At 61.0% G+C, this 26,919-nt stretch carries 25 protein-coding genes and 2 tRNA genes; 13 read left to right on the top strand and 14 right to left on the bottom strand.

Annotated elements, in window-relative coordinates; genetic code table 11:
* The coding region (locus K288_RS0136840) for a transposase (protein WP_027583234.1) at window positions 1-316 on the top strand (316 nt) is incomplete at its 5' end.
* A gap of 88 nt (window positions 317-404) precedes the next feature.
* On the opposite strand, the gene K288_RS0136835 is transcribed toward K288_RS0136840, so the two are convergent.
* A complete protein-coding gene (locus K288_RS0136835; protein WP_027584005.1) occupies window positions 405-941 on the bottom strand; it encodes a tetratricopeptide repeat protein in 537 nt (178 codons plus the stop codon).
* A gap of 286 nt (window positions 942-1,227) precedes the next feature.
* Here K288_RS0136835 and K288_RS0136830 point away from each other — a divergent pair, with 286 nt between their 5' ends.
* The 4 genes from K288_RS0136830 to K288_RS0136815 all read left to right on the top strand — a co-directional run bounded on the left by K288_RS0136830 (window position 1,228) and on the right by K288_RS0136815 (window position 3,505).
* The gene (locus K288_RS0136830; RefSeq protein WP_027584004.1) at window positions 1,228-1,506 is read left to right on the top strand and encodes a hypothetical protein; all 279 of its coding nucleotides are present in this window, start codon (window positions 1,228-1,230) and stop codon (window positions 1,504-1,506) included.
* Between the two features lie 239 nt (window positions 1,507-1,745).
* A complete protein-coding gene (locus K288_RS0136825; protein WP_244443401.1) occupies window positions 1,746-2,135 on the top strand; it encodes a hypothetical protein in 390 nt (129 codons plus the stop codon).
* A gap of 266 nt (window positions 2,136-2,401) precedes the next feature.
* Complete coding sequence (locus tag K288_RS0136820) at window positions 2,402-3,115, top strand: outer membrane protein (protein WP_027584002.1); 714 nt, start codon at window positions 2,402-2,404, stop codon at window positions 3,113-3,115.
* A 150-nt stretch (window positions 3,116-3,265) separates the two neighbouring features.
* Window positions 3,266-3,505: a hypothetical protein gene (locus K288_RS0136815; RefSeq protein ID WP_027584001.1), complete on the top strand. Its 240-nt coding sequence runs from the start codon at window positions 3,266-3,268 to the stop codon at window positions 3,503-3,505.
* Here K288_RS0136815 and K288_RS47705 read toward each other — a convergent pair.
* The 7 genes from K288_RS47705 to K288_RS0136775 form a co-directional block, all read right to left on the bottom strand.
* Window positions 3,482-3,784, bottom strand: coding sequence for a hypothetical protein (locus K288_RS47705; protein ID WP_051334948.1), 303 nt, complete (start codon window positions 3,782-3,784; stop codon window positions 3,482-3,484). The two genes, K288_RS0136815 and K288_RS47705, sit on opposite strands and share 24 nt — an antisense overlap.
* A gap of 338 nt (window positions 3,785-4,122) precedes the next feature.
* On the bottom strand, window positions 4,123-4,575 hold the full coding sequence (locus K288_RS0136800) for a hypothetical protein (RefSeq protein WP_343209325.1): 453 nt from the start codon (window positions 4,573-4,575) through the stop codon (window positions 4,123-4,125).
* 164 nt (window positions 4,576-4,739) lie between these two features.
* On the bottom strand, window positions 4,740-6,614 hold the full coding sequence (locus tag K288_RS47700) for an acyltransferase family protein (protein WP_043161676.1): 1,875 nt from the start codon (window positions 6,612-6,614) through the stop codon (window positions 4,740-4,742).
* A 155-nt stretch (window positions 6,615-6,769) separates the two neighbouring features.
* Window positions 6,770-6,946: a hypothetical protein gene (locus K288_RS54335; RefSeq protein ID WP_201449781.1), complete on the bottom strand. Its 177-nt coding sequence runs from the start codon at window positions 6,944-6,946 to the stop codon at window positions 6,770-6,772.
* A 43-nt stretch (window positions 6,947-6,989) separates the two neighbouring features.
* Window positions 6,990-7,142, bottom strand: coding sequence for a hypothetical protein (locus tag K288_RS54330; RefSeq protein ID WP_201449780.1), 153 nt, complete (start codon window positions 7,140-7,142; stop codon window positions 6,990-6,992).
* 101 nt (window positions 7,143-7,243) lie between these two features.
* A tRNA-Thr gene (locus tag K288_RS0136780) sits at window positions 7,244-7,318 on the bottom strand.
* Window positions 7,319-7,439: 121 nt separating this feature from the next.
* A complete protein-coding gene (locus K288_RS0136775) occupies window positions 7,440-7,889 on the bottom strand; it encodes a hypothetical protein (RefSeq protein ID WP_027583999.1) in 450 nt (149 codons plus the stop codon).
* A 212-nt stretch (window positions 7,890-8,101) separates the two neighbouring features.
* Here K288_RS0136775 and K288_RS0136770 point away from each other — a divergent pair, with 212 nt between their 5' ends.
* The 3 genes from K288_RS0136770 (at window position 8,102) to K288_RS0136760 (ending at window position 9,859) form a co-directional block, all read left to right on the top strand.
* Entirely contained in the window at window positions 8,102-8,797 is a 696-nt protein-coding gene (locus K288_RS0136770) for an urease accessory protein (RefSeq protein WP_027583998.1), read from the top strand.
* A gap of 156 nt (window positions 8,798-8,953) precedes the next feature.
* A complete protein-coding gene (locus tag K288_RS0136765; RefSeq protein WP_027583997.1) occupies window positions 8,954-9,430 on the top strand; it encodes a hypothetical protein in 477 nt (158 codons plus the stop codon).
* Between the two features lie 33 nt (window positions 9,431-9,463).
* Window positions 9,464-9,859, top strand: coding sequence for a hypothetical protein (locus K288_RS0136760; protein ID WP_027583996.1), 396 nt, complete (start codon window positions 9,464-9,466; stop codon window positions 9,857-9,859).
* Window positions 9,860-9,914: 55 nt separating this feature from the next.
* Here K288_RS0136760 and rlmB read toward each other — a convergent pair whose 3' ends face one another.
* The gene (rlmB, locus tag K288_RS0136755) at window positions 9,915-10,739 is read right to left on the bottom strand and encodes a 23S rRNA (guanosine(2251)-2'-O)-methyltransferase RlmB (RefSeq protein ID WP_027583995.1); all 825 of its coding nucleotides are present in this window, start codon (window positions 10,737-10,739) and stop codon (window positions 9,915-9,917) included.
* Between the two features lie 206 nt (window positions 10,740-10,945).
* On the opposite strand from rlmB, the gene K288_RS0136750 reads away from it, so the two are divergent.
* The 3 genes from K288_RS0136750 to K288_RS0136740 all read left to right on the top strand — a co-directional run bounded on the left by K288_RS0136750 (window position 10,946) and on the right by K288_RS0136740 (window position 12,700).
* Window positions 10,946-11,031, top strand: a tRNA-Tyr gene (locus K288_RS0136750).
* A 368-nt stretch (window positions 11,032-11,399) separates the two neighbouring features.
* Window positions 11,400-11,849: a DUF2000 domain-containing protein gene (locus K288_RS0136745; protein WP_051334949.1), complete on the top strand. Its 450-nt coding sequence runs from the start codon at window positions 11,400-11,402 to the stop codon at window positions 11,847-11,849.
* 356 nt (window positions 11,850-12,205) lie between these two features.
* On the top strand, window positions 12,206-12,700 hold the full coding sequence (locus K288_RS0136740) for a hypothetical protein (RefSeq protein ID WP_152535849.1): 495 nt from the start codon (window positions 12,206-12,208) through the stop codon (window positions 12,698-12,700).
* Window positions 12,701-13,301: 601 nt separating this feature from the next.
* Here the strand turns inward: K288_RS0136740 and K288_RS0136735 are convergent.
* The 3 genes from K288_RS0136735 to K288_RS0136725 all read right to left on the bottom strand — a co-directional run bounded on the left by K288_RS0136735 (window position 13,302) and on the right by K288_RS0136725 (window position 20,724).
* A complete protein-coding gene (locus K288_RS0136735; protein ID WP_027583992.1) occupies window positions 13,302-15,863 on the bottom strand; it encodes an ATP-binding protein in 2,562 nt (853 codons plus the stop codon).
* 405 nt (window positions 15,864-16,268) lie between these two features.
* The gene (locus K288_RS47695; protein WP_051334946.1) at window positions 16,269-17,549 is read right to left on the bottom strand and encodes an efflux RND transporter periplasmic adaptor subunit; all 1,281 of its coding nucleotides are present in this window, start codon (window positions 17,547-17,549) and stop codon (window positions 16,269-16,271) included.
* Window positions 17,542-20,724 (bottom strand): efflux RND transporter permease subunit, encoded by a 3,183-nt coding sequence (locus K288_RS0136725; protein ID WP_027583991.1) that lies wholly within the window; start codon window positions 20,722-20,724, stop codon window positions 17,542-17,544. Before K288_RS0136725 ends, K288_RS47695 begins: the two co-directional genes overlap by 8 nt.
* Before the next feature lie 537 nt (window positions 20,725-21,261).
* Between K288_RS0136725 and K288_RS0136715 the strand changes: the two genes are divergently transcribed.
* Entirely contained in the window at window positions 21,262-22,854 is a 1,593-nt protein-coding gene (locus tag K288_RS0136715; protein WP_027583990.1) for a GMC family oxidoreductase, read from the top strand.
* 99 nt (window positions 22,855-22,953) lie between these two features.
* Here K288_RS0136715 and K288_RS0136710 read toward each other — a convergent pair whose 3' ends face one another.
* Both K288_RS0136710 and K288_RS0136705 read right to left on the bottom strand, forming a co-directional pair.
* A complete protein-coding gene (locus K288_RS0136710) occupies window positions 22,954-23,757 on the bottom strand; it encodes a hypothetical protein (RefSeq protein ID WP_027583989.1) in 804 nt (267 codons plus the stop codon).
* 614 nt (window positions 23,758-24,371) lie between these two features.
* Window positions 24,372-26,093 carry an AMP-binding protein gene (locus K288_RS0136705; protein ID WP_027583988.1) on the bottom strand — a complete coding sequence of 574 codons (1,722 nt, stop codon included), beginning with the start codon at window positions 26,091-26,093 and terminating at the stop codon, window positions 24,372-24,374.
* A 605-nt stretch (window positions 26,094-26,698) separates the two neighbouring features.
* Here K288_RS0136705 and K288_RS0136700 point away from each other — a divergent pair.
* The coding region (locus tag K288_RS0136700; protein ID WP_152535846.1) for a transposase at window positions 26,699-26,919 on the top strand (221 nt) is incomplete at its 3' end.

The raw sequence follows: 26,919 nt of genomic DNA, 5'->3' as shown, positions 1-26,919 counted from the left end.
CGAGCTGCCGGAGATCGGCGTCATCTCCAACAAAGCCATTGCCAAGCTCGTCGGCCTCGCTCCGACCGCCAATGACAGTGGCAAGCGAAAGGGCAAGCGACCCACCCGCGGAGGCCGCGCCGGCGTCCGCTCGATCCTCTTCCTGGTCGCCGCTATTGCCGCCCGCTACGATCGGAAGCTGCAAGCCTTCCGCGATAGGCTGCTCAAGGCCGGCAAGGAAAAAATGGTGGTCCGCATCGCCCTCGCCCGCAAACTGCTCGTCATCCTCAACGCAAAAGCACGCGATGCGCGCATCCAATACGCCAATGCAACTTGACAATCCAGATAGTCGCTCATCCGTCGCGCATTGCATGCGCGCCACCTTCTCCCACAAGGGGAGAAGGGACGAATGCGGAGCACTTGCCTCAATACACCAGCCCGGTGCCGGGCGGCTTCTCCAGCGCGGCGGCGAGCGAGCGGTATTCTTCGCTGTTGGTACCGGCGAGCTGAGCGATGCGGTTGAGATGATACTCCGCCTGATCGCGGTTGCCCTGTTCGACCTGCCACAGACCGTAATACTGCCAGGTCTTGACGTGGTTCGGATCGGCCTTCAGTGCGCGCTCGTACCAGACTTGCGACAGCTTGTAGTCGCCGAGCTTGCGATAGGAATAGCCGATCAGGTTGGCAACCGCGGCGGTGTCGTCGTGATGAAGTGCCTTCAACTGCTCGATCGCGTTCGCATAATCGTGGCGATCGTAGATGGTGGCATAGGCGGCGTGGTAGCCATCCACGAAGGCGGCCTGTTCGACGTTCGAACGGATTTCCGACTTCTTCTTGCCCTTCGGCGGCGGCGGGGGCGGATCGTTATCCGGCGCGGCGTAGACCGCGGTAACGACGGGCGCTGCCGCAAGCGTCAGCGACAACATGGCGAGCGTCAACAGCCTGATCGCGAATTTCTGCATGCCTCTCTCCTGATGGTCAGCCCGGCGATCCTATAACCGCGGCCCGCTTCCTAGAACACCCGCTGCTCCGAAACATTCCCAATTGGCACGCCATTTTGAAACTCACGGCTCGCAGACATGACGCGGTCCCGACGCGCGGACATGAACAGGATGTCATGGAGATGAACGAATTCCGTCCACGCGTTTCAGGGTGGGTTCAGCGCCGCCTGCGTAGGGTCATGGACATGATCGGCGAGCCCGGCCACCCGACCGGAGATCTCAGCGATCCCTGGAAGAGGAGACAACCATGCTGAAGACCATTTCCGCGGCGCTGCTTGCGGTTTCCGTGATCGCCGCGCCCGCGTTTGCCGGTACTTCTGGCAAGACGACCCATGCGCCGGTGACCAAGTCGGAGCTGGTGAAGTCGAAGGCGCTGCATGCCAATGCCAAGATGGCGCGCCACCATCATAAGCACCAGCGCTACGTCCGCCATCATGGCCACCACAAGCACATTGGTGCGATCAAGACGCATGCCACGCCGAAGGTCGCGGTCAAACACATCGTGCGGCCCGCCAAACGCGGCTGAAAGTCTGGTCTTCACGACTGGTCCGTCCGCCGCGGCTCTTGATCCACATTGCCCCACCGCGCCGGCGGATATCAGGCCCACCCACGGCCATTGCATCCCCAATGGCCGTGGGCTGGTGCGTTGAGATCCGAATTCCCTTTCGCCGCTAGCCAGTCTAAGAAACCGCCGGGACCGATGCAGTCGATTTTTGGGGCGCAAGGAACTTGGGGACGAAAGCAAGACTCACGGCGATCCTGCTGTTGCCGGTCGCGCTCGCGGCCTGCGCGTCGAGCAGCGATGACAGCAGCTCGATCAGCTTTACCGATGACCGCGGCGTCTCCAACCAGCCGTATCCGAAGAACTACCGGGCCGAGACAGTGGCCTTCATGCACACCTATCTCAACGATCCGACCGGGGTGCGGGACGCGGCGTTGGCCGAGCCGGTGCAGCGGACGGTCGGCGGGCGGCTGCGCTACATCACCTGCCTGCGCTTCAGCGCCCGCGACTCGGACGGCGGCTATCGGCCGATGCGGGAGCGCGCGATCGTGTATGTCGATGGCCGGCTCGACCGCATCATTGAAAATGCCGGCGAACCTTGCGCCGGCGCGATCTACGCGCCATTTCCGGAGTTGCAGCAGATGTCGCGGTAGCGGCGATTCGGTGGCCGGGAGGTTACCGGGATCGAATCACTTTTCGGCGAGGCTTGAACCTCGGCTTAGCCAGATCCGACATCCGTATTGGTGGCCGGTTCCGGGTTAACCGGAGGGAAAATTCTCCCATGCAATGGAACCGGCGGGTGATGTTGCGGCGCAGCCACAGTGACGAACACGTGATGCTCTGGCGGTGCCCCAAAGCAACCTAACTGAGGTCACGTTGTTTGGATTGATGTCGCGACGTGAGTAAACGGGGAAGTACGATGAAGAAGATTTTGCTGGGCGCAGCCGCGTTGGCCGCTTTTGCCGGCCCGGCTTGTGCGGCTGACATCGCGGCCCGGCCCTATATCAAGGCACCGCCCCAGACGGCGCCCGCGCTGGTTTACAATTGGACCGGTTTTTACATTGGCGGCCATATTGGCGGCGCCTTCACCGACGGCACCAATCTGCTCGGCAGCGACGCGCGTTTCTTGGGCGGCGTGCAGGGCGGCTTCGACTACCAATTCGCGCCGAACTGGGTGGTGGGCGTCGAGGCGCAGTACAGCTGGCTGACCGGCAGCAGCAATAGCGGCATCGTGTTCCCGGCGGGAACGGTGGTGACAGGCAATACCGACCAGCTCGGCTCGGTGACCGGCCGGGTCGGCTACACCTGGGGCCCGGCGCTGCTCTACGCCAAGGGCGGTTACGCTTGGCGTGACAACAGCAATGTCGGCGTCGCCTTCGCCGGCGTGCCGCAGCCCTTCACGACAGACGGCAATCGCAAGGACGGCTATACGGTTGGCGCGGGTCTCGAATACATGTTCGCGCCGAACTGGTCGGCCAAGGCCGAGTACCAGTATTACAATTTCGGCCACACGACCTTCACCTCCGGTCCGCCCGAGATCGTCGGCTCCCGCTTCCGGGACGACGAACATACGGTCAAGGTTGGCGTGAACTACCGCTTCGGCTGGGGCGGGCCGGTCGCCACCAAATACTGATCGCGGATTTCCGCAGGGCGCGGGCCGGCTTTCCGCCGGCCTTCTTGCTGTCAGGCCGCCGGCACCGCGGAAAATAATTTTTGCGGTGCACGGAACTTTCACCCTCCATGGTTTATTATGCCGGCCGCCGGTCCAGGTGGACATACGAACATGCGTGCTTTTGCGTTAGGGCTGATTTTCTCTGCGGCGATATCGCCATGCCTTGCCCAGACCGTGCTGAAATCCGAGCCGCTGATTCTCGCGCCCTATGAAGTCGCTTTTGTTCAGGATTCGGCCTGCGGGATCGGCAAGGTGCTCAAGGTCACCGGCGCGATCAGGGGGCTGCATCGGCGCAAGGCGTGCGTGACGCTCGCCTCCGAGCAGGCCTCACTGGTGAGCGCGACGCCGTAAGGGTTCTTCCTGCTGCGGCGGCTCGGGCGGCGAAAGCTGCGGCTCGATCCGCGCTTCACGTTCGGCATCGGCCTTGTTCTTGACCGGATCCTCGTTCGGCTCCGCCTGGCACGGCCTGATCTCGTAGTCATTGTCCAGCACCGGCCGCGGGGCGGCCTTGTCGTCGTCCGTCGCCACGTCCACGACCAGGCCGCTTTTCCTGGCGACCTTCCAGACATCCGCCTCGGTCGGATAGGCCTTGCTGAGCTTGGCCTCCTTGGAAAACAGCGCGTAGGGCATACTCAACACTCTTGTGGCTCCGCAAAGGTAGTCAACGCCAACCGCGCCCCCTGGGTTTCAGCATGGCCGACCCCATCTTGCTTCAATCTCAGGTGAGGGCGGCGCGACCCCGTCTTGAGTCTCTAATAAGTGGTGAATCCCGCAAAAAAGAATCCGCAAGACTCCGGTGCTAGAATCGCCGGATGCTCCAGCCATGACAACGGTCCTGCACTCATCCAACGAACGCGTGCATGTCGCGCTCACGGTGGCGCTGTTGGTGGCCTGTGTGGCCAATATGCTGCTGGTATGGTCCTGGCTCTGAGCGCTGGGAGAGCCACCGGCGCAGGCGGGGGACCATTCTATTCGGTGGGGGGAGGCGGTTCGGTGCCGTCGCTGAGGGTGGCGCGGACCTTGGCCATCGTCGCCCGGCAATATTCCTCGCGCTCCCGCGTGAATCGCTCCTGATGCGCGCGGAAGCTTGCCACCCGGGCACGGATTTCGGATTGGAAATCGCCGGGGAGGTCGAGCCCCGCGATCTGAAGCGGATTCGGCTGAGGCGGCTTTGCCTCGGGGGGCGTTGTCTGAGCCGGCATTGCCTGAGCGGGTATTGTCTGAACGGCCTTGGGCGGGACGGCGACCGGGATCGCCGTCGGCTCGGCCAGCACGGCTTCGACGTTAACCACGGCCGTGGTTATGGTCGCGCGCGCGGTCTTCTCGGTGGCCGGCGACAACAATTCGGCGTCGGGCTTCTTGCCGGTCACCGATTGCACGAACGCCATTGTCTGCGCGATCAGCAGATCGCGTTCTTTCATCCATTTCATGGGCACACCTCGGCCTTGATCGACTCCAGCAAAGGTTGCCTTCCGGATCAAGCATCCCAAGTTATGGCAGTCTCAATTTCCACCGAGGTGACAAAAGAGTAACACCGGGTCAAGTGGAAGAGAGCATTTACCATAACGGGGCGATTCCGCCGTCCTCACGGGCGCGGCGGAAACGAAAGCAATTCCTTGCTGATCGCCTTGATGAGAAATTTCGAGCCGGCGTCGGAGAGGTGCACGATATCGGTTATCAGCACCTGCTTGGCGTCGGTCCCGATCCCGGTCAGACAGCCCGCAGCACTGCACAGCGTATGCCAGGCGGAGATGTACTCGATCCCTTCAGCTTTGCTGAAAGCCTCCATCCGCTGATCATTGTCCAAGCCCGATACGCCCACCGCGATCCTCTCCGGAATCTCGTGCCAAACCCGGTAGTGATTGACGAGCGTATGGGGAAGCGTCCGCTTCCAGACCGGAAGCGGACCCAGGATCACGATGCGCCGGACCTTGCTGGCGCGCAGCCGCGCGATCGTTTCGTGCAGCTTTCCGAGATCGTTGTTGGTGCCCCACATGGCGTGGAGCAGCACGACATCCGGATGCGCAGCCTGCAGGAAGCCGAAGGCGACGCGATGAACTTCGTCACAGTGTGCATTCGTGCCGGAATCCAGGATCGGCGCGCAACCCGGTGCGCTGAACCTCGCCAGGCGGAATGAGCCGTTCGCGGTCTCTGCTTCCTTCAGGCCCGGATAGAGCGCGGCTGCGGTGGAGTCGCCCCACAAGACGACGAGCGGCTGCGTTCCTTGCTCGATGCAGCCGGCATTGAATTCAGCGCCCGGTGTTTCCAGGAAGCACTTGTCGTCAAATCCCGCATTGTCCTTCGCCTGGGTCCGCGCGATCGCCTGCACCTCGACGGGAAAACGAAAATCGAATCCGGCCGCGGCGATGGTCACGAGACCGGCAAGGCCGACGAGGGCGAGACCGAGCGCCAGCCTCTTGACCGCCCGGTCGTAGTGGCGAAGCGGAATCTCGACAAAGCGGAATGTCAGCCAGGAAAGGATCACGGAGACAGCCACCGCCGCCCAGATCTCCATGACGTTCGGCACGCCGTTGCGCAGAATGCCGAGATAGGACAGAACCGGCCAATGCCAGAGATAGAGCGGGTAGCTGATCAGGCCGATCCATACCATCGGACGGTTCGACAGCAGCGTTTTGTTCACCGCCGAGTTTGGCGTGGCAATCAGCAATACCGCGCCGAACACCGGCAGCAGGGCATAGAGGCCCGGGAATGCGCTGGCGCGATCCAACAGCAGCGCCGGGCCAAGGATCGCGGCAAGGCCCAACAGAGCAACATACTCGTCGATCCGCTTGTCCCACCTGACGCTCTTCCGTACGAGCACCAGGTGGGCAAGAAGTGCGCCCGCGAGCAACTCCCAGGCGCGTGTGAACGGTGAGTAGAACGCGACGGTCTCGTAGCCGAAGAAGATGCTCAAGCTGAACGCAAACGAGACCAGCGCGATGACCGCCATCCATCGGCCGCGGATTGCGGTCAGGGAGAGAAGAAGTATCAGCGGCGGCCAGAAGATATAGAACTGCTCTTCGACGCCCAGTGACCAGAGGTGCAGCAGCGGATTATCCGCGGCGGCAGGTGCGAAATAGCCGGTTTGCGTGAGCTGGAACAGATTCGCCGCAAAGGCGACGCCGGCGGCGATGTTCTCGCCGAGCGAAACGAATTGATCCGGCAGCAGCGCGAACCATCCCACCAGGAAGGTCGCCGTGAGCACGACGACGAGAGCTGGAAAGATGCGGCGCACGCGCCGCGCATAGAAATCCGCGAACGAGAAGGTGCCGGCATCGACCTTCGTCAGGATGATCCGTGTGATCAGGAAGCCGGAGATAACGAAGAAGACATCAACGCCGATGAAGCCGCCCGGCACCAGCCAAGGCTGCGCATGATAAGCAACGACCAGAAGAATAGAGATTGCCCTCAGCCCGTCGATGTCGGGCCGATAGGGCGTTTCGTGATGCGCCTGCGCCATTGTGTGGATGGTGTACCCGGTCCACGGCGACGCCGCCAGAGCGGGCAGGGGCCCGTTTCATCACGCATCAAATGTTCGTGGCCTGCCTTCGTGCCCGGCGTCTAGCGCTCCCGGAGAGTGGTGTTGGGGCGCCGGCTCGCTACCGGACGGCCCATTCAGCCTGCGGTCGTCTCGGCCAGCCGTTCGGCCGCCTTTGCTTCGATCAGGTCAGCGTAGCGGTCATATTCGTTGGCCATCTCGAGCAGTTTTTCGCGAGTATCCGGATCAATGACCTGATAGGCCAGCCGCTTCGCTTGCTCGGATTGAAACCGGTAGTGCTGCGTGTCGGACATGTGGCACCTCGAACGTATGTCCGGCACGGTCTGCAAAGGTTCATCAGGCCGCGGCAGGCTTCTTATCCTGGCGGACCTCGACGTCGAACCAGCCCATCTCCTTGAGCTCCTGCGCCTTCTTCAGCGCGGCATCCTCGCTCTCGCGCTTGAGCACGATCTGCCCGGTGCCGTCACGGGCGTAGATAAAATAGGTCATTCTTAAAATCCTGTTCGGCTGAAATATGCGCGGTCCGCCTCCGAGAACGGAAATGATTTAAAAGAATCCTCGCCGCAAAACACGGCGCTTTGATGAGTGGATGGTGCCGGCTGAGGGGATTGAACCCCCGACCTTCGGTTTACAAAACCGCTGCTCTACCGCTGAGCTAAGCCGGCGATTTCGGCCGCTCGCATATCAGACTTGTGGGCGCAGGGCCAGAACCTGAGGGCAGCCAAGCGCGGCCATACAGGAAAAAGGCGGCCCTGCGGCCGCCTTTTCCCCAACTGGTCGATCGCGTTACTGGCAGGGGTGACGGCGGCCATCCTCGCCGCGGAACCAGGTGCCGGGCGTGCAGACGAGGCCGTTACGCTCGGCGTAGCTCTGGGTGTAGTAGCCGCCCCGGTAGCCGTTATCGAAGCCGGCAAAGGGCGCAGTGGCGACCGCCGCTGCCGTGCCGACGGCGCCTCCGACAACCCCGGCGGCGACGTTGCCCGGCCAGAAACCGTTGCGGCCGTCGTCCCAGCGGGCGTAGCTGTCGTTCCAGCCGCTGTTGTACCCATAGGCGGCGGCGCGACGCTGCTGGTAGCTGCCGGTATAGGGATTCCCCGGTCCCTTGTTCTGGCAATTGGCGTTTGGATAGAACTGCGCGCAATAGCCGGGATTGTAGATCACCTGTTGCGCCCCGGCGGGAGCGGCCAGGGCGGAAGCGAGCAGCGCGGCGGTGCCGACGATAGCGAGTGGTCTCATGGGAGCTCTCCTTGAAGTCGCGACCGAGACCAAGCGGCCGTACGGCCGACCCGTTCCAACGATCCTGTTCACACAACTTCAAACCCAGGTGATCGCAACAAGAGCATGGGAGGGGTGGCACTCGCGGACGTTGACGCGCCAGGCACCTGAAGGGGTGGCCTGACAAGGGCCGCGACTTCGTGTCAAATAGGGGCATCGAGCGGACGGGGCGGATGTTTGGAATTCTGGGACTTGGTTTTCTCTTGGGCATGCAGCACGCGCTCGAGCCCGATCACATCGCCGCCGTCTCCAGCATAGCCGCGCGCCGGACCAATGTCGGCGACATTGTCAGGCACGGGCTGACCTGGGGGCTCGGCCACACGCTGACGCTGTTCTGCTTCGCCGGCGCCGCCATCCTGCTCGGACACGCGATCCCCGAGACGGTGGCCCGGCCGATCGAGGGCGCCGTCGGCATCATGCTGATCGGCCTCGGCGCCCATCTGCTGTGGCGTCTGTGGCGCAACCGCGTCCATTTCCACCGCCATGGCCACAGCGACGGCACGGTGCACTTCCACGCCCACAGCCATGCCGGCGAGACGACGCAGCATCGCGCCGCGACGCATGTTCACGCGCACGGCTTTCGCTGGCGCACGCTGCTGGTCGGCCTGATGCACGGCATGGCCGGCTCCGCGGCGCTGCTGGTGCTGGCGGTGTCGCAGGCCGCGAACCCGATCGTCGGACTGGGCTACGTGGCCCTGTTCGCGATTGGCTCGATGGTGGGCATGGGCGCGCTGTCCACCGTGATTGCGGTGCCGATCGCGGCATCCGCGCGCTGGCTCACCTGGGCCAATCGCGGCTTGCAGGGCGCGGTCGCGCTTGCGACCATCGCGATCGGCGTCAACACCATCGTCGAGACGCTGCTGGCGTAAGCAGCCGCGCGGCGTTAACAATTCCTGATCACGATCGCTCGCAATTGAGCGAGCCGGCATGCTCACACGTTAGGCTTACCGGCAGTTTGGTCCGCCGCCTTAACCTTTGGCCACGCGCATTCGATTAGGTTGCCGAAAGACATAGGGAAGCAACCAATGCGCCTTGGCATTACGGCAGGGATCCTTCTGGCGATGACGTCGACGGCCTTTGCCGGTGGCGGCTCCGACGGCGGTTTCGACATCGTCGTTCCCTATCGCCGCGGCGTGCCGATCATCATCAACGGCATCGACGCCTCCTACACCGTGATCGAAGGTGAGTGGGGTCTCGGCAAGAACGTCCATGTGCAGCCGACCATCTATGGCGGCCGCTACATCGATTCCGAGCCCAATGTCGGCCACTACTATCCGAGCCTCGGCCACATGCCGGGCTATGGGCGCCTCGAGATCGAGCCGCCGTCGAACCGGCGTCTGCCCAAGCCGGCCGAGAGCTATCACCAATCCTGGTCTGCGCAGTCGATGCCGCTGCCGGCGCAATCCAGTCCGCCCGTCGACCCGCCGCCCATCATCTATGCGCCGCAGTATGACCAGTTCCCGCGCGATCATCACCGCAGGGCTCCGAGAATTCGGCGCTAACGCCAACAAGAACACACCCAACAGGAGAGAGTAATGCGTCGAACTATTTCGGGAATGGTCGCGGCAGTCGCGGTCATGGTTGCGGCACCCGCAATGGCGTGCGGTTACGGCGCGTGCTCGCCGTGCGGCTATGGCTATTATGCCAGCCCCTGCGCGGCGCCGGTCTACGCCGCGCCGGTCTGGAGCTACAACTACACCTCTGGCTGCGGCGGCTGTGGCGCCGGCTACGGCTGGGTCACCGAGCGGCTCCCCGATCCGGAGCAGCAGTACTATTACGTCAACCAGGGTCCGACCTATACTGGCCCAGGTAACTGGGCGCCGGTCCCGACGTATCGCGAGGGCGGGGTCTCGTACTATCGTCCGCGCCACTATCGCTATGGCCACTCGAAATATTATCACGGCCAGCGCGTGATCCGCAGCTACTACTGAGCTTACAGCTGCTTCCTGGGATTGGCGCCCGTTCGCATCGTGCGAGCGGGCGCTTTCACATCAGGCCGAGCCGGCTTGCGCCGATATAGAGCGCCAGCACCGCGGCGTTCGACACGTTGAGGCTCTTGATCTCGCCGGGCATGTCGAGCCGCGCCACCACGCTGCAGGTCTCCCGCGTCAGCTGTCTCAGTCCCTTGCCCTCGGCGCCCAGCACCAGTGCGAGCGGCTGCCGTAGCGCGACCTGACTGAGATCCTCGCTCCCCTGGCTGTCGAGGCCGACGGTGAGGAAACCGCGCTCGTTCAATGCGGTCAGCGCGCGCGCGAGGTTCTGCACGGTGACCAGCGGCACCAGCTCCAGCGCGCCGGAGGCGGATTTCGCGAGCACGCCGGTTGCCTCGGGGCTGTGGCGGGCGGTGGTGACGATCGCCTTCACCGCGAAGGCCGCGGCCGAGCGCAGGATCGCGCCGACATTATGCGGATCGGTGATCTGGTCGAGCACCAGCACGATGCCCTCGGGCTCGAGCGTATCGATCTCCGGTGAGGGCAGGGGATCGGCCTCCACCAGCAGTCCCTGATGCACCGCGTCGGGGCCCAGCCGCTGGTCGATCGTGCTCGGGCGCACGAGCTCCGGGGGCACCCGGGTGTCGATCCCTTCCTCAGCCAGGCGCCTCGCGGCGTTCTCGGTCACGAACAGCTTGCGGATCCGGCGCTCCGGATTGGCCAGTGCCAGCGAAACCGTATGCCAGCCGTAGAGAATCACCGGGCCGTCCGGATCCGAATCGCGGCTGCGCCAAACCGGCCGGCCGGCCGATTTTCGCCCTTTTTCGAATGGTTTAGCCCCGCCACGGCGGAACGGGGGCTTGCGGTCACGATCGCTCATCAGGGGCCTTGTGTCACGGGTTCCGGATAATGGCAATTTTGCCGGCAAAAGGATGCCGATTAACGGCTTCCCTTGGTTGACTTTGCCACCGCCCTTCGCCCATAAACGCGCCGGCCGCGCACCCCGACGGGTCCCGCGGTCACCAGCGTCACCGATTGACCTGTCCGCCGCCACCTCGGGCGGGTGGCGTCCGACGCTGTTGGGACGGGGGAGTGTCCCGAGTGGCAAAGGGAGCTGACTGTAAATCAGCCGCCTCATGGCTTCGCAGGTTCGAGTCCTGCCTCCCCCACCATATCATTTGCTCATTCTCGGCGTCGTCGCGCAAAAGCGCTGACGCTTGACCTAGCGGCCTGGGTCAACTGCATCGATGTGATCGAATTCTTGATCCAGCGAGCAGTTATCCAGTCGTATTCGAATCCTTGCGCGCAGCCCGTTCCCGTCGATCCTTTTGCGCTGCCTGGTGCGGGCCGAAGGACGAAGGGCGTCGCTCGGCCCTGTCGTAACGAGCTGCTCTCAAGTTGAAAGAGACGGTTGGACCAGACATGTACCTCAGCAGGCTGAGCATCCGAAATTTCGGCTGCGCTTGAGGCATCGGGGCGGCGATTCGGCACAAAAGGGCGCTCGCGTTATGGTGTAATGCCGCAAGCGGAAAGAGTGACGATGGAAAATAGTCTCGAGGATACGGTCGGCGTCGATTCGACAGGCGGCGATAGCAATAAGATCGCCATCGTGCTGCGCGACGATCTCGAACCCTGGCAACGTCTGAATGTCGCCGCTTTCACAATCAGCGGCGTCGCGGCGATGCCGGGGGTCGTGGGCGTCAAATATCGAGACGCTTCCGGCGCGATCTATCTCCCTATGTTCCGGGAGCCGGTACTGGTCTTCGGCGCTCGTGCGGACGAGATGCAGCGCACGGCCGATCGCGCTCGTTCCCGCGGTGTCCCGTTCTCCGTCTTTACCGAGCAGCTCTTCAGCACCTTCAATGATGAAGACAATCGCGCGGCAGTCGAGGCCGTGGCAACGCCTGATCTTGCGATCGTCGGTTTGGCCTTCCGCTGCGAACGCAAGGCCGCGGACAAGATTCTCAAGGGACTAAAGCTGTTGCGCTAACGTTCCTGTTGTCGCTGGCGAAACAGCAACGCGAGGCTCGCGAAACGGCTGTCGAACCGTCCTGATCAGGCGCGCTCCATTGCCGCCGGCATGCACGCTGGCAGCGAACGCCGTCCCCGGCGCGCGGACGCAAAGCCGCACCGAATGGTTATGCAGCCGGCAGTCCCAGGGACAACAGCCGAACTGGGGATCGCAAAAAATCTGGAAACGAGCCGATTGCCGTACACGGCGGCACGTTAGGCGCGAGTCTGATTTCTCCAATCCATCGGCGTTCCCACGCCTACATTTATCCAAGGATGGTCGCGCTACAGCGCGAACCGATCTCAGGTTCGGCGGACGAAACTTTGGAGAAAATGATGGCAAGCAAAGTACATTTCGGAGCCGTCGGTGCCTTCGCGTTAATGGTGATATCGAGCGCCGACGCCTCGACAATCCCATCTCATGCCGAGGCCTTGTCAGGCATCTGTTCTCAGACCTCTGATCAGCCGGTGGGACTCGGAGCGTCTGTTACTCCTCTTTTCCCCAAGCATTCAATTGAGCGGCATGATCTCAGCCTCTCCACCTTCCTGGTCGACTATCCGCCAGGCGCGTCGGCGATGCTCCATTGCAAGCCTTCATCGGGTTATGTGCTGGTGTACGTGCTTTCGGGCGAACTCCACGCGTTAGCTTGGCACGCGGGCATCGGTGTTTATCGCGCCGGCCGGACGTGGGTCGAGCCGGCGTTTGCGTACAACATTGCCGCCGCGAACGCGAGCGATCAAAAATCAGCACAGGCACTCGTTGTTCTTGTCACGGGTTTGCAAGAGCCAACCACGGCAAGCGATATGACCTTCCAAGGACGAAGGAGGTAGCCGTGCGTGAACTGCAAAGGAAACTCGCTATGAAGATGAAAACGAGAAACACAGAAGGTGTATCCAGTCTTGCGCGGGATTCGGGCGGTGAGTTGAGGCTGCCGTGCCGGCGGGTCGTATCCGTGGTGGATATTACCGAGGACGTCCTCTCGAGGTCTGGCATCGTCCGGGGAATGCATGTTCTCGATCTAGGCTGCGGCACTGGTGACGCGTCCCTCCGGATCGCCAAGCTCGTCGGTCCCAGTGGTCTAGTTGTTGGAGTGGACCGGTCAACGGAAGCCATTGATCTTGCGAACAAGCACGCCACCGTAGACGGTCAATGCTATTGGACCCGCTTTATTGCTGCGGACCCCGAGAATTTCGTTTCCCCTAAACCATTCGATGCCGTCGTTGCGCGGCTTACGCCGTTGCGACAGCGCGTATCCGGTGCCATTTCATTGCGGCTCGCCTCCCACGTTCGTCCGGGTGGTCTCGTCGTGTTCGCGTCCTGCACGTCAGCATCCAGGAGGCCCGAGCCAGGACAGTCATTCTGATCGAGAAGCCAGCGCTCGAGTTGTCCGCGGGACGGCGCGGCGACCACAATCCCCCGCCGGAGATGATCTCAGGACGCGCCTATGACCACGCGCAGGCGTTGCGCCAGTTCCGTGCGCCGGAAGGGCTTGCCGATAACGGGAAACTCGCGCTCCGCGCCATCCCACGCTAATGCTTCTGCCGCATTGCCTGAGGTGAGCAGGATCTTGATGCCGCTGGAGAGTTGCTTCGCTTCCCGGGCCAGTTCAACGCCGCTGATGCCTCCCGGCATCATGATATCGCTGAATAGCAGATCGAATCTCTTGTCATCCCTTAGTATCCGGATGGCGTCGGCGCCATCTTGGGCGCAGACGACTTCATAGCCGAGCTCTCGCAGTATTGCCGACGTGATGTCCATGACATCGGGATCGTCTTCGACCATGAGGATCCTGCCTGACCCTGCCGTCATGTCCTGGAGTTGGGTGATATCTATCCCGACCTCGGACGCTTCGCCGGATCTGGGCAGATAGAGAGTGACCGTGGTTCCCACTCCGACCGTGCTTTCGATGGTGACATGGCCGCCGGACTGTCGGACGAACCCATAGACCATGCTGAGGCCCAGGCCGGTTCCTTTGCCGAGCTCCTTCGTGGTGAAAAACGGCTCGAACACCCGATCCAGCGTTTCTTGCGGCATGCCGCAGCCGGTGTCAGTGACGGAAAGCTTGACATACGATCCGGACGCGACGCCGGCAACAGCGCCCTCGTCGAGGGTTACATTGCGTGCCTCGATCTCCAACCTGCCGCCGTCCGGCATGGCATCGCGCGCGTTCAAGGCCAGGTTGAGGAGCGCCGTCTCCAACTGCGCCGGATCAACATGACACAACCACAGTTGATCTTCCGCGACGAAGTTGACCTTGCACCCGTCTCCGAGCGCGCGATGGATCAGCCCCTGAAAGTCCTGAATGAGAGCGCTTACGCGAATCGTCTTCGGGTTCAGCCTCTGCCGCCGGGAAAAGGCGAGAAGCTGGGCTGTCAGGCTTGCTCCCCGGTGGGCGGCCTTGCGCGCCGCTATTGCGAGTCCCCGGATGCCTTCGTCATCTCCCGTACGGCTCTCGATAAGTTCGAGATTTCCGGAAATCACCATAAGCAAATTGTTGAAGTCGTGGGCGACGCCTCCCGTGAGCTGGCCGACAGCCTCCATCTTTTGGCTCTGATGAAGTTGTTCTTCCATCAGACGGCGCGCCTCTACGGCTTGCTTGTGTTCGGTGATGTCTCGAAACAAGATGACAATGCCTTCGCCGGACGGGAAGGCATTGACCGTGTACCAGACATTTCGGAAGAACGTTTCGACAGATGCGCTCTTCTGTTCCGACATCGCCGTATGTGCTCGGGCTGAGAGGCCGACGTCGGCCCAATCCGGAAAGATCTCACACAGATTCATCCCAACAAGATCATATCCGAGGGCCAGCTGTGCCTTCGCTCTCTCGTTCAGATAAGTGATGTTCCATTCGGTATCGACGATGAGAACGCAGTCTGTCGTGCTCTCAAATATCGTCGTGATCCGAGCTGCTGCCTGCTCGGCTCTCTCTTTGGCATCATGCAGCTCCTGTTCGCGATTCGCGAGCGCATCGGCCATGGTGTTGAATGCGTCGGCGACACGGGTAAGCTCTGACCCTTTGTCACGGATCTTCACTCGGCGCGCGTAGTCGCCAAGTCGCCATTGGTTGGCAGCGTCGACCAGTAGCGCCAACGGGTGCTGGATGAACCGACGGGCACCAAACCACGTCAAGGCCAACACCAACGATGTACCTAACACAATGAGGAGGATACCCAGCCGTGTCCGGCGGTGTATCTGACTGAAGGCCAGCGCCTTATCCAGACCGAAGGTGACAAAGAGTTCCCCGGAGTCCGCTTGCACAACCGTGTAGCCAACGATCCGCTCCACGCCATCAATGTCGCGCGCGGTCGTTGTGCCCGAACGATCGGAGTGCAAGTAGGGGTCATCGGGTATCGTCCGGCCAACGAAATGGTCGTTACCAGGATATCGTGCGAGGTAGGTGCCGTTGCGGTCTCTAATGGCGAGGACGGCGCCAGGCGGCGTACCCTTCTGAGCGAGATAGTGAGCCAGCCAATCGAGGCTGAGGGCGGCTATCACGACCCCGCCGATGTGGCCATCGTCGTCATAGAATGGCAGTGCAAAGTGAAGGACGTTGCGTCCGGTCGTTCGGCCATGCGCGAACTCTCCGACAGTAAACTTGCCGGTTTTCAGAACGCTGACGAAATAGCCGCGGCCGGCTGCGGTCGAGGGCTTATACTCGATGCTCGAGTCGCAGAACGAATCGCCATTGGTATCGACCACGATAAAATTGATGAACTCTGGGTATCGCTCTCTGATCCTGGCGAGGTAAGCCTCGCATCCGCGGACGTCTTTCGCCTTTATCGCGGGAAGCTCCGAGAGGGCGATCAATGCCTGACGAATTCCTTGGATGATCTGCTGCTGCTCCGCGGCGGCGAGCTTGGCGAGACCAAGCGCCAGCTCCTGTACTTCCATTTGGTGAGAGAAACGCAGGTCAAGCTCATTGTACAACTGGATTGCGATTCCAGGCAGAAGCGCAAACGCCACCAGGGCAAACAGCCGCAACAACAGAGCCACTGCTCAATGTCCAAGACAGGTAGGCCCTAGAGATATCGCACGCCAGGATGGTACGGGGCGCCATGCCCATGGCACACCTTGCTTTGGCTATCCCGGCCTTGGCTATCCCGGTAGTCGGTCCGATCGACCAGCGGACATCTTGTGTATCGCCTTCGTGTCATCTCTTGCCCGTCTGTTATTTGAATCCGGGGAGGGGGAGCGCAGTACACAGGCTTTGTTACGGCACGATTTCAATACCTTGAATTCGGTCACCGTGACGACATACCTGTCCCGCGAACGGCTGGATGCTGCCGCTCTTTGTTACAATTGCAATGGACGGCCGCGCTTGGCTCTCGGCCTCGAGACCCATCCCCGCTCGATCGGGGCACTGCCAGCAATCTTTGTTCGGGCACGTTGCGAACCCGTCTAGGTCGTTGGCTCAGTGTCTCGCGGACGAGGCTGTACCTTGCTGCCATCAACGAGCGTGACGGGCGGATTGAGGATCACGCGTTCGCCGGCTGTCAGCCCGGCGTCCACTTCCAATCGTGTGCCCAAATCGCGCGTGACTCTGATATTGCGGATATTTGCTTTGCCGTCCTTGACCACCGCGGCCTGCAGGCCGTTGCGATTGAAGATGAGAGCCTCCGCCGGAATGATGAAAGACGGTGACTTGCGGGGTATTTGGAGCTCGACAGAGCAATAGATGCCAGCCGGCAGCAAGCCGTCCGGATTGGGGATATCGATCTCGGTCAAGAGCGTACGGGTGCCACTCTGCAGTGCGTCTGCTATCCGGGTCACCTTGCCCGGAAACTGGCGGTCCGGCAGCTCGGGCACGCGTATTATCGCATCGACGCCCGGTGCTACGCCGAAGGCCGCGTCCTGCGGGACATAGACCCAAACCCGGATCACGTCCTGCTGCATGATTTCGAACATGAAGGTGCCGGTGTTCGCATTGCCTTGCACCAGGGAGCCGACATCGACATTGCGCTGGGTGATGACGCCGTCGAAAGGCGCAGCAACCGAGGCATAAGCTCTATTCTGACGCAATACCGTCAGGAGGCGCTCCTGCGCTGCGACATTCGCTTGCGCAACGCTGACTGCGGCGTCGTCCGCCTTGACTGTTTGTAGGTCGATGTCGCCTTGGTGGGCGGTCACCCATCCGTCTCCGACCAACGGTTTGTCACGGCCCCAGGTCGCTTGTGCGAGCGTTGCGTTGGCTTGCGCCTGGTGCACTGCGGCCGTCAGTTGCTCGAGGGTGGCCTCGTTTTGCGAAATCTGGTCGTCGAGCTCGGGGACTGCAAGCTCTGCAAGCAACTGGCCCTGCTTGACGCGGTCACCGATGTCAACGTTGCGCTTGTTTATATAGCCCGTGGCTCGAGCGTAGATGTTGGCGACCGCGAAAGCGGCTGTGGTGCCCGGCAAGGTGACGGGGATCACGCCCGAGCTCGCCTCGACGGGCGCGACGAACACAGCCGGCGAGAGGTGCCGCACACCTTCGGCGATCTCCAGGGTCTGCTGATGTTCCGAATGACGGCGCGAGGCTGCGAGGGTGATACCGCTTGTCAGCACGAGAAATGCGCCAAGCGCAAATAGACGTCCGCCCCACCGGTGTCGCGTTCGCGGGGAAGACTTGGGTGGCTTCTTCGATGCGCAATCGACGTTGCGCGTAAAACTTTCCTTGTGGTTGCAGGTATCAGCATCACTCATCAGGGAGCTCCTCAAACACGCCATAAGCGGGAACGCCGTCGTTGCGCTTGCGCAATACGGAGAACAGGTACGGAACGATTAGCAGGGTGGTCGGGGTCGCGAACAAGAGCCCGCCGATCACTGCGCGCGCCAGCGTCGCATTTTGTTCCTCTCCGGCGCCGCCAATCGCCATCGGAATCATTCCGACAATCATCGCCGCGGCTGTCATCAGCACCGGACGCAGCCGAGTAGCGCCAGCTTCGATTGCTGCGCGGAAGGAGCTCCTGCCCGCAAGCTGCCGCTCACGCGCGAAGGTCACCAGCAGAATGGAGTTGGCCGAAGCGATACCCACCGCCATGATCGCGCCCATTAACGAGGGGACGCTAAGCGTTGTATCCGTGATGAACAGCATCGTGAGGATGCCGCAGAAGGTGGCAGGGAGCGCAAGGATCACGACGAAGGGATCGCCGAGATTCTGATAGTTCACGACCATCAGCAGGTAGACAAGCACGGCCGCAAAAAGCAATCCAATGCCCAGATCTCGGAAGGAATCGTGCATGCTCTGGATTTGCCCGACGACCTGTATGGTGTTGCCAGGCTTGAGCTGCTTCTCGAGATCGGCGACGACCTTCGCGATATCGTCGGCCACGCCGCCGAGATCGCGACCCTGGACGGCGGCGTAGATGTCGTACACCGGCTGGATATTAGTCTGGTTCAGATTGGTTGGAACGGTGTCGCGCTTCAGCGTTGCCACATTGCTCAACAACCCAGGTATTGGTGGACCGGCGGAGGCGATCGCAGTGGACACCGGGGTATTGCCGATCTCGCCGAGCGAGCTCTCCAGATGCTGAGGCGTCTGCACGGTGATGTAATACGGAATTCCGCTTTTCGGATCGGTCCAAAAGTTGGGCGTGACCTGTTCCGACGAGCTAAGACTTATATTGAGATCATTGGCGATATCCTGTGCGTTGAGACCGAGTTCCAACGCGCGCGATCGATCGATGTCGGCCATGAAAGCAGGTGCATTGAGCTCCTGCTGGAGATGGGCATCGGCGATACCCGGAATAGCCGACACGCGGCGCTGCAACTCGTGCGCTATTCTCAGGTTATTGGCACGATCGCGGCCAACCAAGCGAACATCGATCTGCGCCGGCAATCCGAAATTCAGAATCTGGGTCGTCATGTCGGCGGCCTGGAAATAGAAGGTCGCTGATGGAAACGAAGCCGCAAGTTCCTTGCGGAGCTTGCGGACGTAGTCCGCTGTCGGGGCATGTCCCTTTTTCAGCGATACCAGGATCACGCCATCATTGACGTTGATGGTCGATCCGTCAGTGAAGGCGAGATTGTAGACGCGCTGCGGTACCCCGATATCGTCAACGATCAGGTCGCGATCGCGCTCGGGTATCACTTCGCGGATTTTTTCCTCCACCTCCTCGAAAATTCGCTCGGTGGCTTCGATGCGCGTGGCGGCCGGCGCGCGGACGTGCAGCTTGATCTGTCCGCCATCGATCTCGGGGAAGAAGTCGCGGCCAACAAGCGTCAGCATGACGCCGCCCAACGCAAGCATCAACGCGGCGACGATGGGGATGATCGAGCGCCGCATCAGAAGCATCGTTAGCGCGCGGACATAGCCGGTCCGAAAGCGCTCGAAACCTCGTTCGAACGCCTGATGAAAACGCTTGAACCAACCGCCGGAGCCGACCGTTGTGCCGTGGCGTTCACTCTTGAGCAGTTGGCCAATAATGACGGGCGTCAAGGTCCTCGACAGCGCATACGAGGCGAGCATCGCGAATACCACAGCCAGCCCGAGCGGCGTAAATAGGAATTTCGCCGGCCCCTCAAGGAATATGACCGAGGTGAAAACGCAGCTGATTGCGAGCGTTGAGACCATGGTCGGGACGGCGATGCCAGCGGAGCCATGCAGCGTAGCTTCCGCAAGACTCATGCCCGCGCTGTGGAGCCGATGCGTATTTTCGATCGTTACCGTCGAGTCATCGACCAGGATGCCGACCGCGAGCGCCATCCCACCAAGCGTCATCGTGTTGAGCGTGTAGCCGAGGAAGTACAGGATGGCGACCGAGCTCAGGATCGATAGCGGAATCGAAATCATGACAATCAGCGTCGATCGCCATGACCCCAGAAACAGCAGGATCATCACTCCGGTGAGGCTGGCGGCGATCGTACCCTCGCGAAGCACGCCCCAAATCGACGCCCTGACGAGCTCCGATTGGTCAAACAGTTCGTTGATGCGCAGGCCGGGTGGCGCAGCCGCGCGTGCGACCTGCAGCAGCTTGCGGACGCCATTGACGACGGCAAGCGTCGAGGCATCGCCGTTCTTGATCACGCTCAGCAAGACGGAGCGCGTTCCGTTCGTGCGGACGATGTTCTGCTGCACCGCCCAGCCATCATGCACCTGGCCAACGTCCTTCAGAAATACGGTCGGCCCTTTGGCGTATCTGATCGGGATGTTGTTGAGGTCGTCGATCGTGGTGGGCATCGCATTGGTGCGCACGGTGTATTGCGTGTCTCCGATCTTGGCGAAGCCCGACGGCAATGTGAGATTTTGAGCATTGACCGCGTTCACCACGTCCATCGGCGTCAGCCCCTTGGCCTGAAGCTTGAGCGGATCGATGTCGACCATGATCTGCCGATACTTGCCGCCGTCGGGAGTTGGGAAGGTTACGCCCGGCACCGAGGCGAGCTGCTGACGTAGGTCGTAGTATCCGTAATCATACAGCTTCTGTTCATTGAGGCGGTCGGAGCTCAGACTGAGCTGCAGCACTGGAACGCTCGAAGCATTGTACTGCACGACGATTGGAGGCTGGACGCCGGCTGGCAAGAGGGCGCGGATCGCATTGGTGCCCGCCACGATCTGCGAGATCGCAAGTTCGATATTGACGTTCGGCTGGAAGTAGATCTTCTGGACTGAAATGCCGTTAAGGCTCTGCGCTTCCATATTCTTGATGCCGGTCACGCTGGTACTTATGGCGTATTGACTGTACGTGCTAACTCGCTGCTCCATTTCAGGCGCGCTAAGCCCGGAGTACTGCCAAATCACGGACACAACCGGAATGTTGATCTGCGGGAAGATGTCTATCGGCATAACCGCAATGGCCGAGACGCCGACAAACAAAATCAGTGCGGCAACGACATAGAATGTATACGGAAATCTCAGCGCAAACCTAACTATTCCCATGACACGTCCTCGAGTCGGTTGCTTGCTGGATCTCTGCATCGAATAGGCGACTAGCGACTACTTACGCAGCTGCGGCTCGACGTCGCGTTTGATATGATGGGCAGCATACAATGGCCGCAAAACCCTTAGTGACCTGGCGCGAGGTTAAACTTGTCGTGAGCGTAGAGCGCTGGCGAACATTTATGACGTGACCGCCAGGGGCCCGAGCGGCTCTCGTTCTTGCGGGATGTCGCAACCAAGAATCGCGGCAGGAGATGTCTGACAGGTTAAGTAATTGGAGCCGGCGGACAACATCTTGCCGCTCGGCCTGCTTGCCATAAACCATGGAGCCGTGGATCGGCCGCGCGTGCTCAATTCCGCGCAAATGCACCATTGAGGTACGTCTCGGGGGGCCACTATTACCGCTGTAGCTGTTTGCCCTGGGCTAAACGCGCTTTGGTAATACAGTTGATCGACACGGCGCTACGTACTCCTGATAGACCGGCCCCATGTGGGATAGACATCATCGGATGATGGCGACCATACGGAGGGAAAACTGTGATCGACGACCGAGCCGCCCGTGTTCAGGCCAATCAGCAGAAGCTGACAGGTGAGCTGAAGTCACACTACGACTTCATCATCTGCGGATCAGGGTCGTCGGGTTCAGTCGTGGCCCGGCGGTTGGCGAAGAATCCCGACGTCAGCGTTCTTCTGCTTGAAGCCGGCGGCAGCGATGACGTGCCGGAGATTATGGATCCGTTGCGTTGGCCTGCGCTTCGCCGTGGCGAGTACGACTGGTCTTTCAACGCGATGGCAAATCCTCGGTTGAACGGTCGTGCCATTCCCATGTCCATGGGCAAGGTGCTGGGTGGCGGATCCAGCATCAACGTGATGGTGTGGTCACGCGGCCACAAGGCGGATTGGGACCATCTCGCGGCGGAAGCCGGCGATGACGGCTGGAACTATCAATCCGTGCTGCAGATCTATCAGCGCATCGAGGACTGGCACGGCGCGCCGGATGCGGCGCGCCGCGGCACCGGCGGGATGGTCTTCGTACAGCCGGCGCCTGATCCGCATCCTCTCGCTGCCGCCATGCTCGAAGCCTTTGCGGCGGTCGGCGTTCCGACTTTTGAGGACCAGAATGGAGTGATGATGGAGGGCAATGGTGGGGCCGCGCTTACCAACGTGTGCGTCCGCGATGGCCGACGGCAATCCATCTTCCGCTGCTATGTCTACCCGTTTATGGACCGCCCAAACCTCACGGTCCTGACCGGCACGCTCGTCACTCGTCTAACCTTGGCTGGCAAGCGAGTGACCGGCGTGGAGGTCGCGCATGAAGGTAAGGTGCGTCGCATCGGTGCCAATGAAGTCGTGCTGTCGCTGGGCGCTATTCACACGCCCAAGTTGCTCATGCAGTCCGGTATCGGCGACGAGGCCGAACTGAAGCGCCTCGGCATTCCTCTTGTCCAGCATCTGCCGGGCGTTGGCCAGAACTTCCAGGATCACTTCATGGCGCCATGCGTCTGGGAAGCGTCGATGCCCATTGAGCGCCGCAACAATTTGACGGAAGCAACCGCACTTTGGCGCAGTGATGCTGCACTTGAGGTACCGGACCTGCAGACGCTGATGGTCGAGGCACCCTATGCCAGTCCGCAGGTCGCCAAGGATCCGCTGCCGCCCAATAGCTGGTCGCTGACAAACGCGGTGCTGCGCACCGCCAGCCGGGGCCGCATCCGTCTCACCGGACCGAATCCCTGCGACCCGGTCGAGATCGATGCAAACGGCCTCGATGATCCCGCCGATCTAAGGGCGCTGAAGACCTGCGTCGAGTTCTGCAGGGCGATCGGCAGTTCAACGGCCTTGCGACATTTCACGAAAAGAGAACTCCTGCCGGGACCGGTCGACGACGCGGGGCTGGAAACATTCATCCGTAACGCGACGGTCAGCCACTCGCACCAAACCTGCACCGCCAAGATGGGGCGCGACGCCATGTCGGTGGTCGACCACCAACTGCGCGTTTACGGTCTCGATCATTTGCGGATCGCCGACGGATCGGTCCTGCCGCGCGTGACGACCGGCAATACCATGGCCCCTTGCGTCGTCATTGGCGAGCGTGCTGGCGAACTGCTGAAGACCGCTCATCGCCTCTAGACAAGTTGCGCTTTCACTCAGGTTGCAGCACGAGCGTCAACACCGATAGGGCCAGTACCAACGACGCGCAGGCTCGGGTCCGCCTTACGATGAGCCGCATCAGGCCACGCTTTGTTGAGCCTCAATCATGTGCTCCACGCCGGGTTCTGGGATCGGGGGGCTGTTGGGCCAGATCGCTGGCTCACCGCCGGCCTGGGCCGACAACGGCAGCCAAACGGCTACGTTGAAGCTGGTTCGATCGAAGATCTTCTGCGCACCGAGTTCGGTCAGGCGTGCCTCCGAGGCCGAACCGCGCAAGGCAAGTTTGTCGACAGAGAGCCGTAATGGCTCGAAACTAGGTGTCTGACGGCTTTCCCTGGTGGCGGCGGTGAGCACGCCGACCAGGTTGTACTCGGGTTGAAACATCAGCGTGATGTGGGCCAGATCGAGCCGCCGCGCCGCTTCAAGAAACGCGGGAAACAACTCTGGCAGACGAGCTTCGAATTTCGCATTGTCTACACTGTAACGCTCGAAGCGAGTGAGATCATGTGTGGTGATCGGCGCGATATCGTGCGCGCCAGCCACGCGCCAGACGAATCGGACCGCATTCGAGAAGAATGGACGCTTCCAGAAGGTCGTCTGTTCCCCAGGAAAGGTTAGCCCGTCAAGATAGTCACGGAACCTGATCGCGTCTTCATAGCCGCGGAACAGATAGCGGCCGCCCGACGATATGGCTCCCGTCACGGGGTCGTGACGCAGTGGCACATATTTGTGGCGCATACCCGATTGGTCGACGATAGGCGGACGGTCTTGTTCGACAAGGGTATTGAGCGAGCCAGGCCTAACTACGGGCGGCAGATCGATATCGGAAGTGAACGCACCTTTCGCCTCGATCGGGCCGATCGGGTATCCTCGGACGTCCATGGCGATCTCCTTCTCCTTGAGTGTGAGGCCAAACCGCGCGGCAACCGAACGACACTGGGCGTCAGCGTCAATTCACCGTACGCACGCGCTCGCCGAAGAAATGGGTAGGTCCAATGCGTCTGCGACTGCTGGATTTGCGCACGTCTTAGGCATACCGAATGTTGCGCCATCGGCATTTGTCCAAGCGAACAAGAAGCCCATTGATGCCAAAAAAGTCGCTGCGGCAGTAACGACAACAATTTTGTAGCGCATTTCAATCTCCCTGATATCGGCTCTATTTTCGAACGGCCGACCACAAAGGGATGCCGTGGACCGGCGACGCGGACACATCGGACACAACTACTCCAACAAAAATCGGCGCCGGCCGAAGGGAGGCGATGGAGAGCTGCATTTGCGGCCATAACTCGGCCCTTGTCATCGAAAAGATGAGGCTGTCCCGTTACGAACAGATTTCAAAATAAGGAAATTGAGTTACAACCGCGTCAGTTGATGGCGGGCGTGTCGAGCGTCGCCGCTTGTCGCAGAGGAACGCAGCCTTAACGTGCTGAAAGCTTATGCGTCAAATGGAGCCCAAGCGCCCACGCGCGAAGCTCTACGCTCCATGCGCAAGCCTGTTACCGGTCCGCCTGGGCGGCCGGCCGAATTGCGAGATCAGCCGTCGCCGGAGGCGGAGCGTTGGGTGGTATGGCGGCTCCGGCCGCCGCGTGCTCCCGCAATGCGCGCCGGTCGATTTTCATCAGCGTAGTCCGCGGCAAAGCCTCGACATAGACGATCGATCGCGGGACCTTGTATCCGGCGATTCGCGCCTTGATGCCGGTTTGAAGTGCGGCCGTCAGATCGTTCGAGGCGTCGAAGCCACGCCTGAGAACGACGAACGCCCGGGACTCGGTCAGCCCTTCCGCATTGACATGCGGTACGACCGCGGCTTCATAGACAGCCGGATGAGCGGTGAGTTCCGCCTCGATCTCGATTGGGGAGACCCATAGTCCCTTTACCTTGAAGAGTTCGTTGGCGCGTCCCGAGAACCAGTAGAAGCCATCCTCGTCGAACCAGAGTTCGTCGCCCGTTCGAGTCCATCCTCCGGCAAATGTTGCGAGGCTCTGGTCCTGCTTGCGCCAGTAGAAGGGCGCGCTGGTCGTACTATGGACGTAGGCCTCGCCGGCTGTGTTCGGCGTAGTGATCGCGCAGCCGTCTCGATCCAGGAGCTTGATGCTGACACCAAACGTGGGCGTCCCCAAACTACCGCGTTTGGAACGCTTGCGCGTGTTGCTAATCCACGAATACGTCACCTCCGAATTTCCGATCCCATCGAACAGTTCCGTAGCGAATACCCGGTGGAAGCGTTCGAATATTTCCATCGGAAGTTTCTCGGAGGCCGTCACGGCGAGATTCACGGACGAGAGATCGAACGAACGGTCGCTTCGCTCGACGAATTCCAACACGTTCTTGATCACGGTCGGGACCGTAATTAACGCGGTTGGCCTCTCGGTTTCGATCAGCTGAATGAGATTGTCAGGTGTGGGAGGCTTTCCTGTGATGACCGCCCGCGCACCGATAAACAGCGGAATCAGAAGGCCAGGCCAAATTCCGTGAGAGAAGAACTTCTTGGAGGTGGCATGGAAGACATCGGTCGGTGTCAATCCCCAGAATGCCGCCTGTCTCTCCGGAACGATATGCAAGTCTTGCGCGAGATGCGGAATGCCCTTGGCCGTTCCCGTGGTTCCTCCGGAATAAAACATGTATGCGATATCGTGCTTATGTACCGGCACCGGCGTGAAATGGTCAGACGATTGAGCCAAGAGCCTGAGCACGTTCCTGCGAGTCGGTCCGACGGCGCCATCATAAACAATTGGCTCCAGCGCGTGATCCGATGGCCGAATAAGGACAGAGTCAAGACTACGCGAAATCCCTGCGGCGATCTCTTCGTACTTCCCGAGTTGCTCGGAATCGATGAAGAGAATGCGTGCGCCGGTATCTTCGATGAAATAGCGAAGAGAGTCCGCGCGATAGGCATCCGCGACGGCTGCCGGGATCGCGCCAAGTCGTAGCGCGCCCATCCAAATCGAAACATACTCAAGACTGTCGGTGCCAAACAGGAGCACGCGCTCGCCTGGACGAAGCCCGACTGATGCCAGCGCGCTGGCTGCGCGATTCACCTGCCGAAGCAGCTGGGCATAACTGTAATGCTCACCATCAACTGACAGCGCTATGCGCTCGCTGGAATCTGCCAGATGGCGATCGAGCAGGAGCGTTGTCGGGTTGAAGCGGTCCTGGACAGCATGGTCTTTCCATTCCTGCCAGTCCGGATAAGCAAGCGGATGATTTGTGTGATTCATCTGAATAGCTCCGTCTACTGCTCAGATTGCTGTCGCGCTTCCGACACCTATCTCGCGCATTGTCAGCAGCAATCTTGCGACCGCGCCGCGCGACTGGCAAACCACGACGCGGATCAGGCCTTTCACAATGAAGAGCGAGGTTTTTGAATATCAGTGACGCTAGCGATGGCATGCTGGATGCGGCGACAGCGCCGCGCCCCACAGCACAGCGAAGCTCGTTCACCACACCCACGCCAATCAAGTCTATCTATCAGATCAGCGTGCGGGTCTTCCGCCGCCCTCGAGGGAATGTGTCGCTGGCGGGGCTTACTCGCATCACCGCCGGCTAGGTAGACACCGACCGAGTACATCTTCGGGTAGCGCGGCATCTCAAGAGAGATGAGCCCGACCATTTGTCTCGACGGCGCAAACTGCTGATGTACGCACACATTCGGCTAGTCGGTTCACGATTCCTAACGTTCGATCATTTACGGGAGAGGCGGACTACAGAAGCAACAGTGTGGCCCCACTTTGAAGCGTAAGCGTAGCGCAGAGGCCCGTCGGATTGTTTGTGCGGGGTCTTAAGAGCACCGTTAGAAGAGTCATCTTCAGCAAGGGTGCTTACAATGGACGACCATTCGGATGACATAAGACGACCGTTGTCGCCGCGTATCGAAGTGTATGCTGGCGCAGGTCGCAAGCGGTGGCCGGATGATTTGAAGGCACAGATTGCCGCGGAAAGCCTCGAGCCGGGGGCGGTTGTCACAGACGTCGCCCGTCGCCATGGCTGCCGGCCCCAGCAGGTGCACGACTGGCGGCGCCGGGCGCGTTTGGGCCAGTTGGTGCT

Origin of the sequence: Bradyrhizobium sp. Ai1a-2, from assembly GCF_000426245.1 — a bacterium.
In the GTDB taxonomy this organism is placed as follows: domain Bacteria; phylum Pseudomonadota; class Alphaproteobacteria; order Rhizobiales; family Xanthobacteraceae; genus Bradyrhizobium.
This window is presented reverse-complemented; position numbering and strand designations above follow the sequence as displayed.

Coding starts and splice junctions, on each gene's coding strand:
- K288_RS47695 (WP_051334946.1), bottom strand. CDS start 17,549: ATGAGTGATGCTGATACCTGCAACCACAAGGAAAGTTTTACGCGCAAC.
- K288_RS0136800 (WP_343209325.1), bottom strand. CDS start 4,575: ATGAAAGAACGCGATCTGCTGATCGCGCAGACAATGGCGTTCGTGCAA.
- K288_RS0136830 (WP_027584004.1), top strand. CDS start 1,228: ATGCTGAAGACCATTTCCGCGGCGCTGCTTGCGGTTTCCGTGATCGCC.
- K288_RS0136765 (WP_027583997.1), top strand. CDS start 8,954: ATGCGCCTTGGCATTACGGCAGGGATCCTTCTGGCGATGACGTCGACG.
- K288_RS0136835 (WP_027584005.1), bottom strand. CDS start 941: ATGCAGAAATTCGCGATCAGGCTGTTGACGCTCGCCATGTTGTCGCTG.
- K288_RS0136745 (WP_051334949.1), top strand. CDS start 11,400: ATGGAAAATAGTCTCGAGGATACGGTCGGCGTCGATTCGACAGGCGGC.
- rlmB (WP_027583995.1), bottom strand. CDS start 10,739: ATGAGCGATCGTGACCGCAAGCCCCCGTTCCGCCGTGGCGGGGCTAAA.
- K288_RS0136815 (WP_027584001.1), top strand. CDS start 3,266: ATGCGTGCTTTTGCGTTAGGGCTGATTTTCTCTGCGGCGATATCGCCA.
- K288_RS47700 (WP_043161676.1), bottom strand. CDS start 6,614: ATGGCGCAGGCGCATCACGAAACGCCCTATCGGCCCGACATCGACGGG.
- K288_RS0136820 (WP_027584002.1), top strand. CDS start 2,402: ATGAAGAAGATTTTGCTGGGCGCAGCCGCGTTGGCCGCTTTTGCCGGC.
- K288_RS54330 (WP_201449780.1), bottom strand. CDS start 7,142: ATGACCTATTTTATCTACGCCCGTGACGGCACCGGGCAGATCGTGCTC.
- K288_RS0136740 (WP_152535849.1), top strand. CDS start 12,206: ATGGCAAGCAAAGTACATTTCGGAGCCGTCGGTGCCTTCGCGTTAATG.
- K288_RS0136775 (WP_027583999.1), bottom strand. CDS start 7,889: ATGAGACCACTCGCTATCGTCGGCACCGCCGCGCTGCTCGCTTCCGCC.
- K288_RS0136725 (WP_027583991.1), bottom strand. CDS start 20,724: ATGGGAATAGTTAGGTTTGCGCTGAGATTTCCGTATACATTCTATGTC.
- K288_RS0136760 (WP_027583996.1), top strand. CDS start 9,464: ATGCGTCGAACTATTTCGGGAATGGTCGCGGCAGTCGCGGTCATGGTT.
- K288_RS47705 (WP_051334948.1), bottom strand. CDS start 3,784: ATGCCCTACGCGCTGTTTTCCAAGGAGGCCAAGCTCAGCAAGGCCTAT.
- K288_RS0136770 (WP_027583998.1), top strand. CDS start 8,102: ATGTTTGGAATTCTGGGACTTGGTTTTCTCTTGGGCATGCAGCACGCG.
- K288_RS54335 (WP_201449781.1), bottom strand. CDS start 6,946: ATGTCCGACACGCAGCACTACCGGTTTCAATCCGAGCAAGCGAAGCGG.
- K288_RS0136710 (WP_027583989.1), bottom strand. CDS start 23,757: ATGGACGTCCGAGGATACCCGATCGGCCCGATCGAGGCGAAAGGTGCG.
- K288_RS0136705 (WP_027583988.1), bottom strand. CDS start 26,093: ATGAATCACACAAATCATCCGCTTGCTTATCCGGACTGGCAGGAATGG.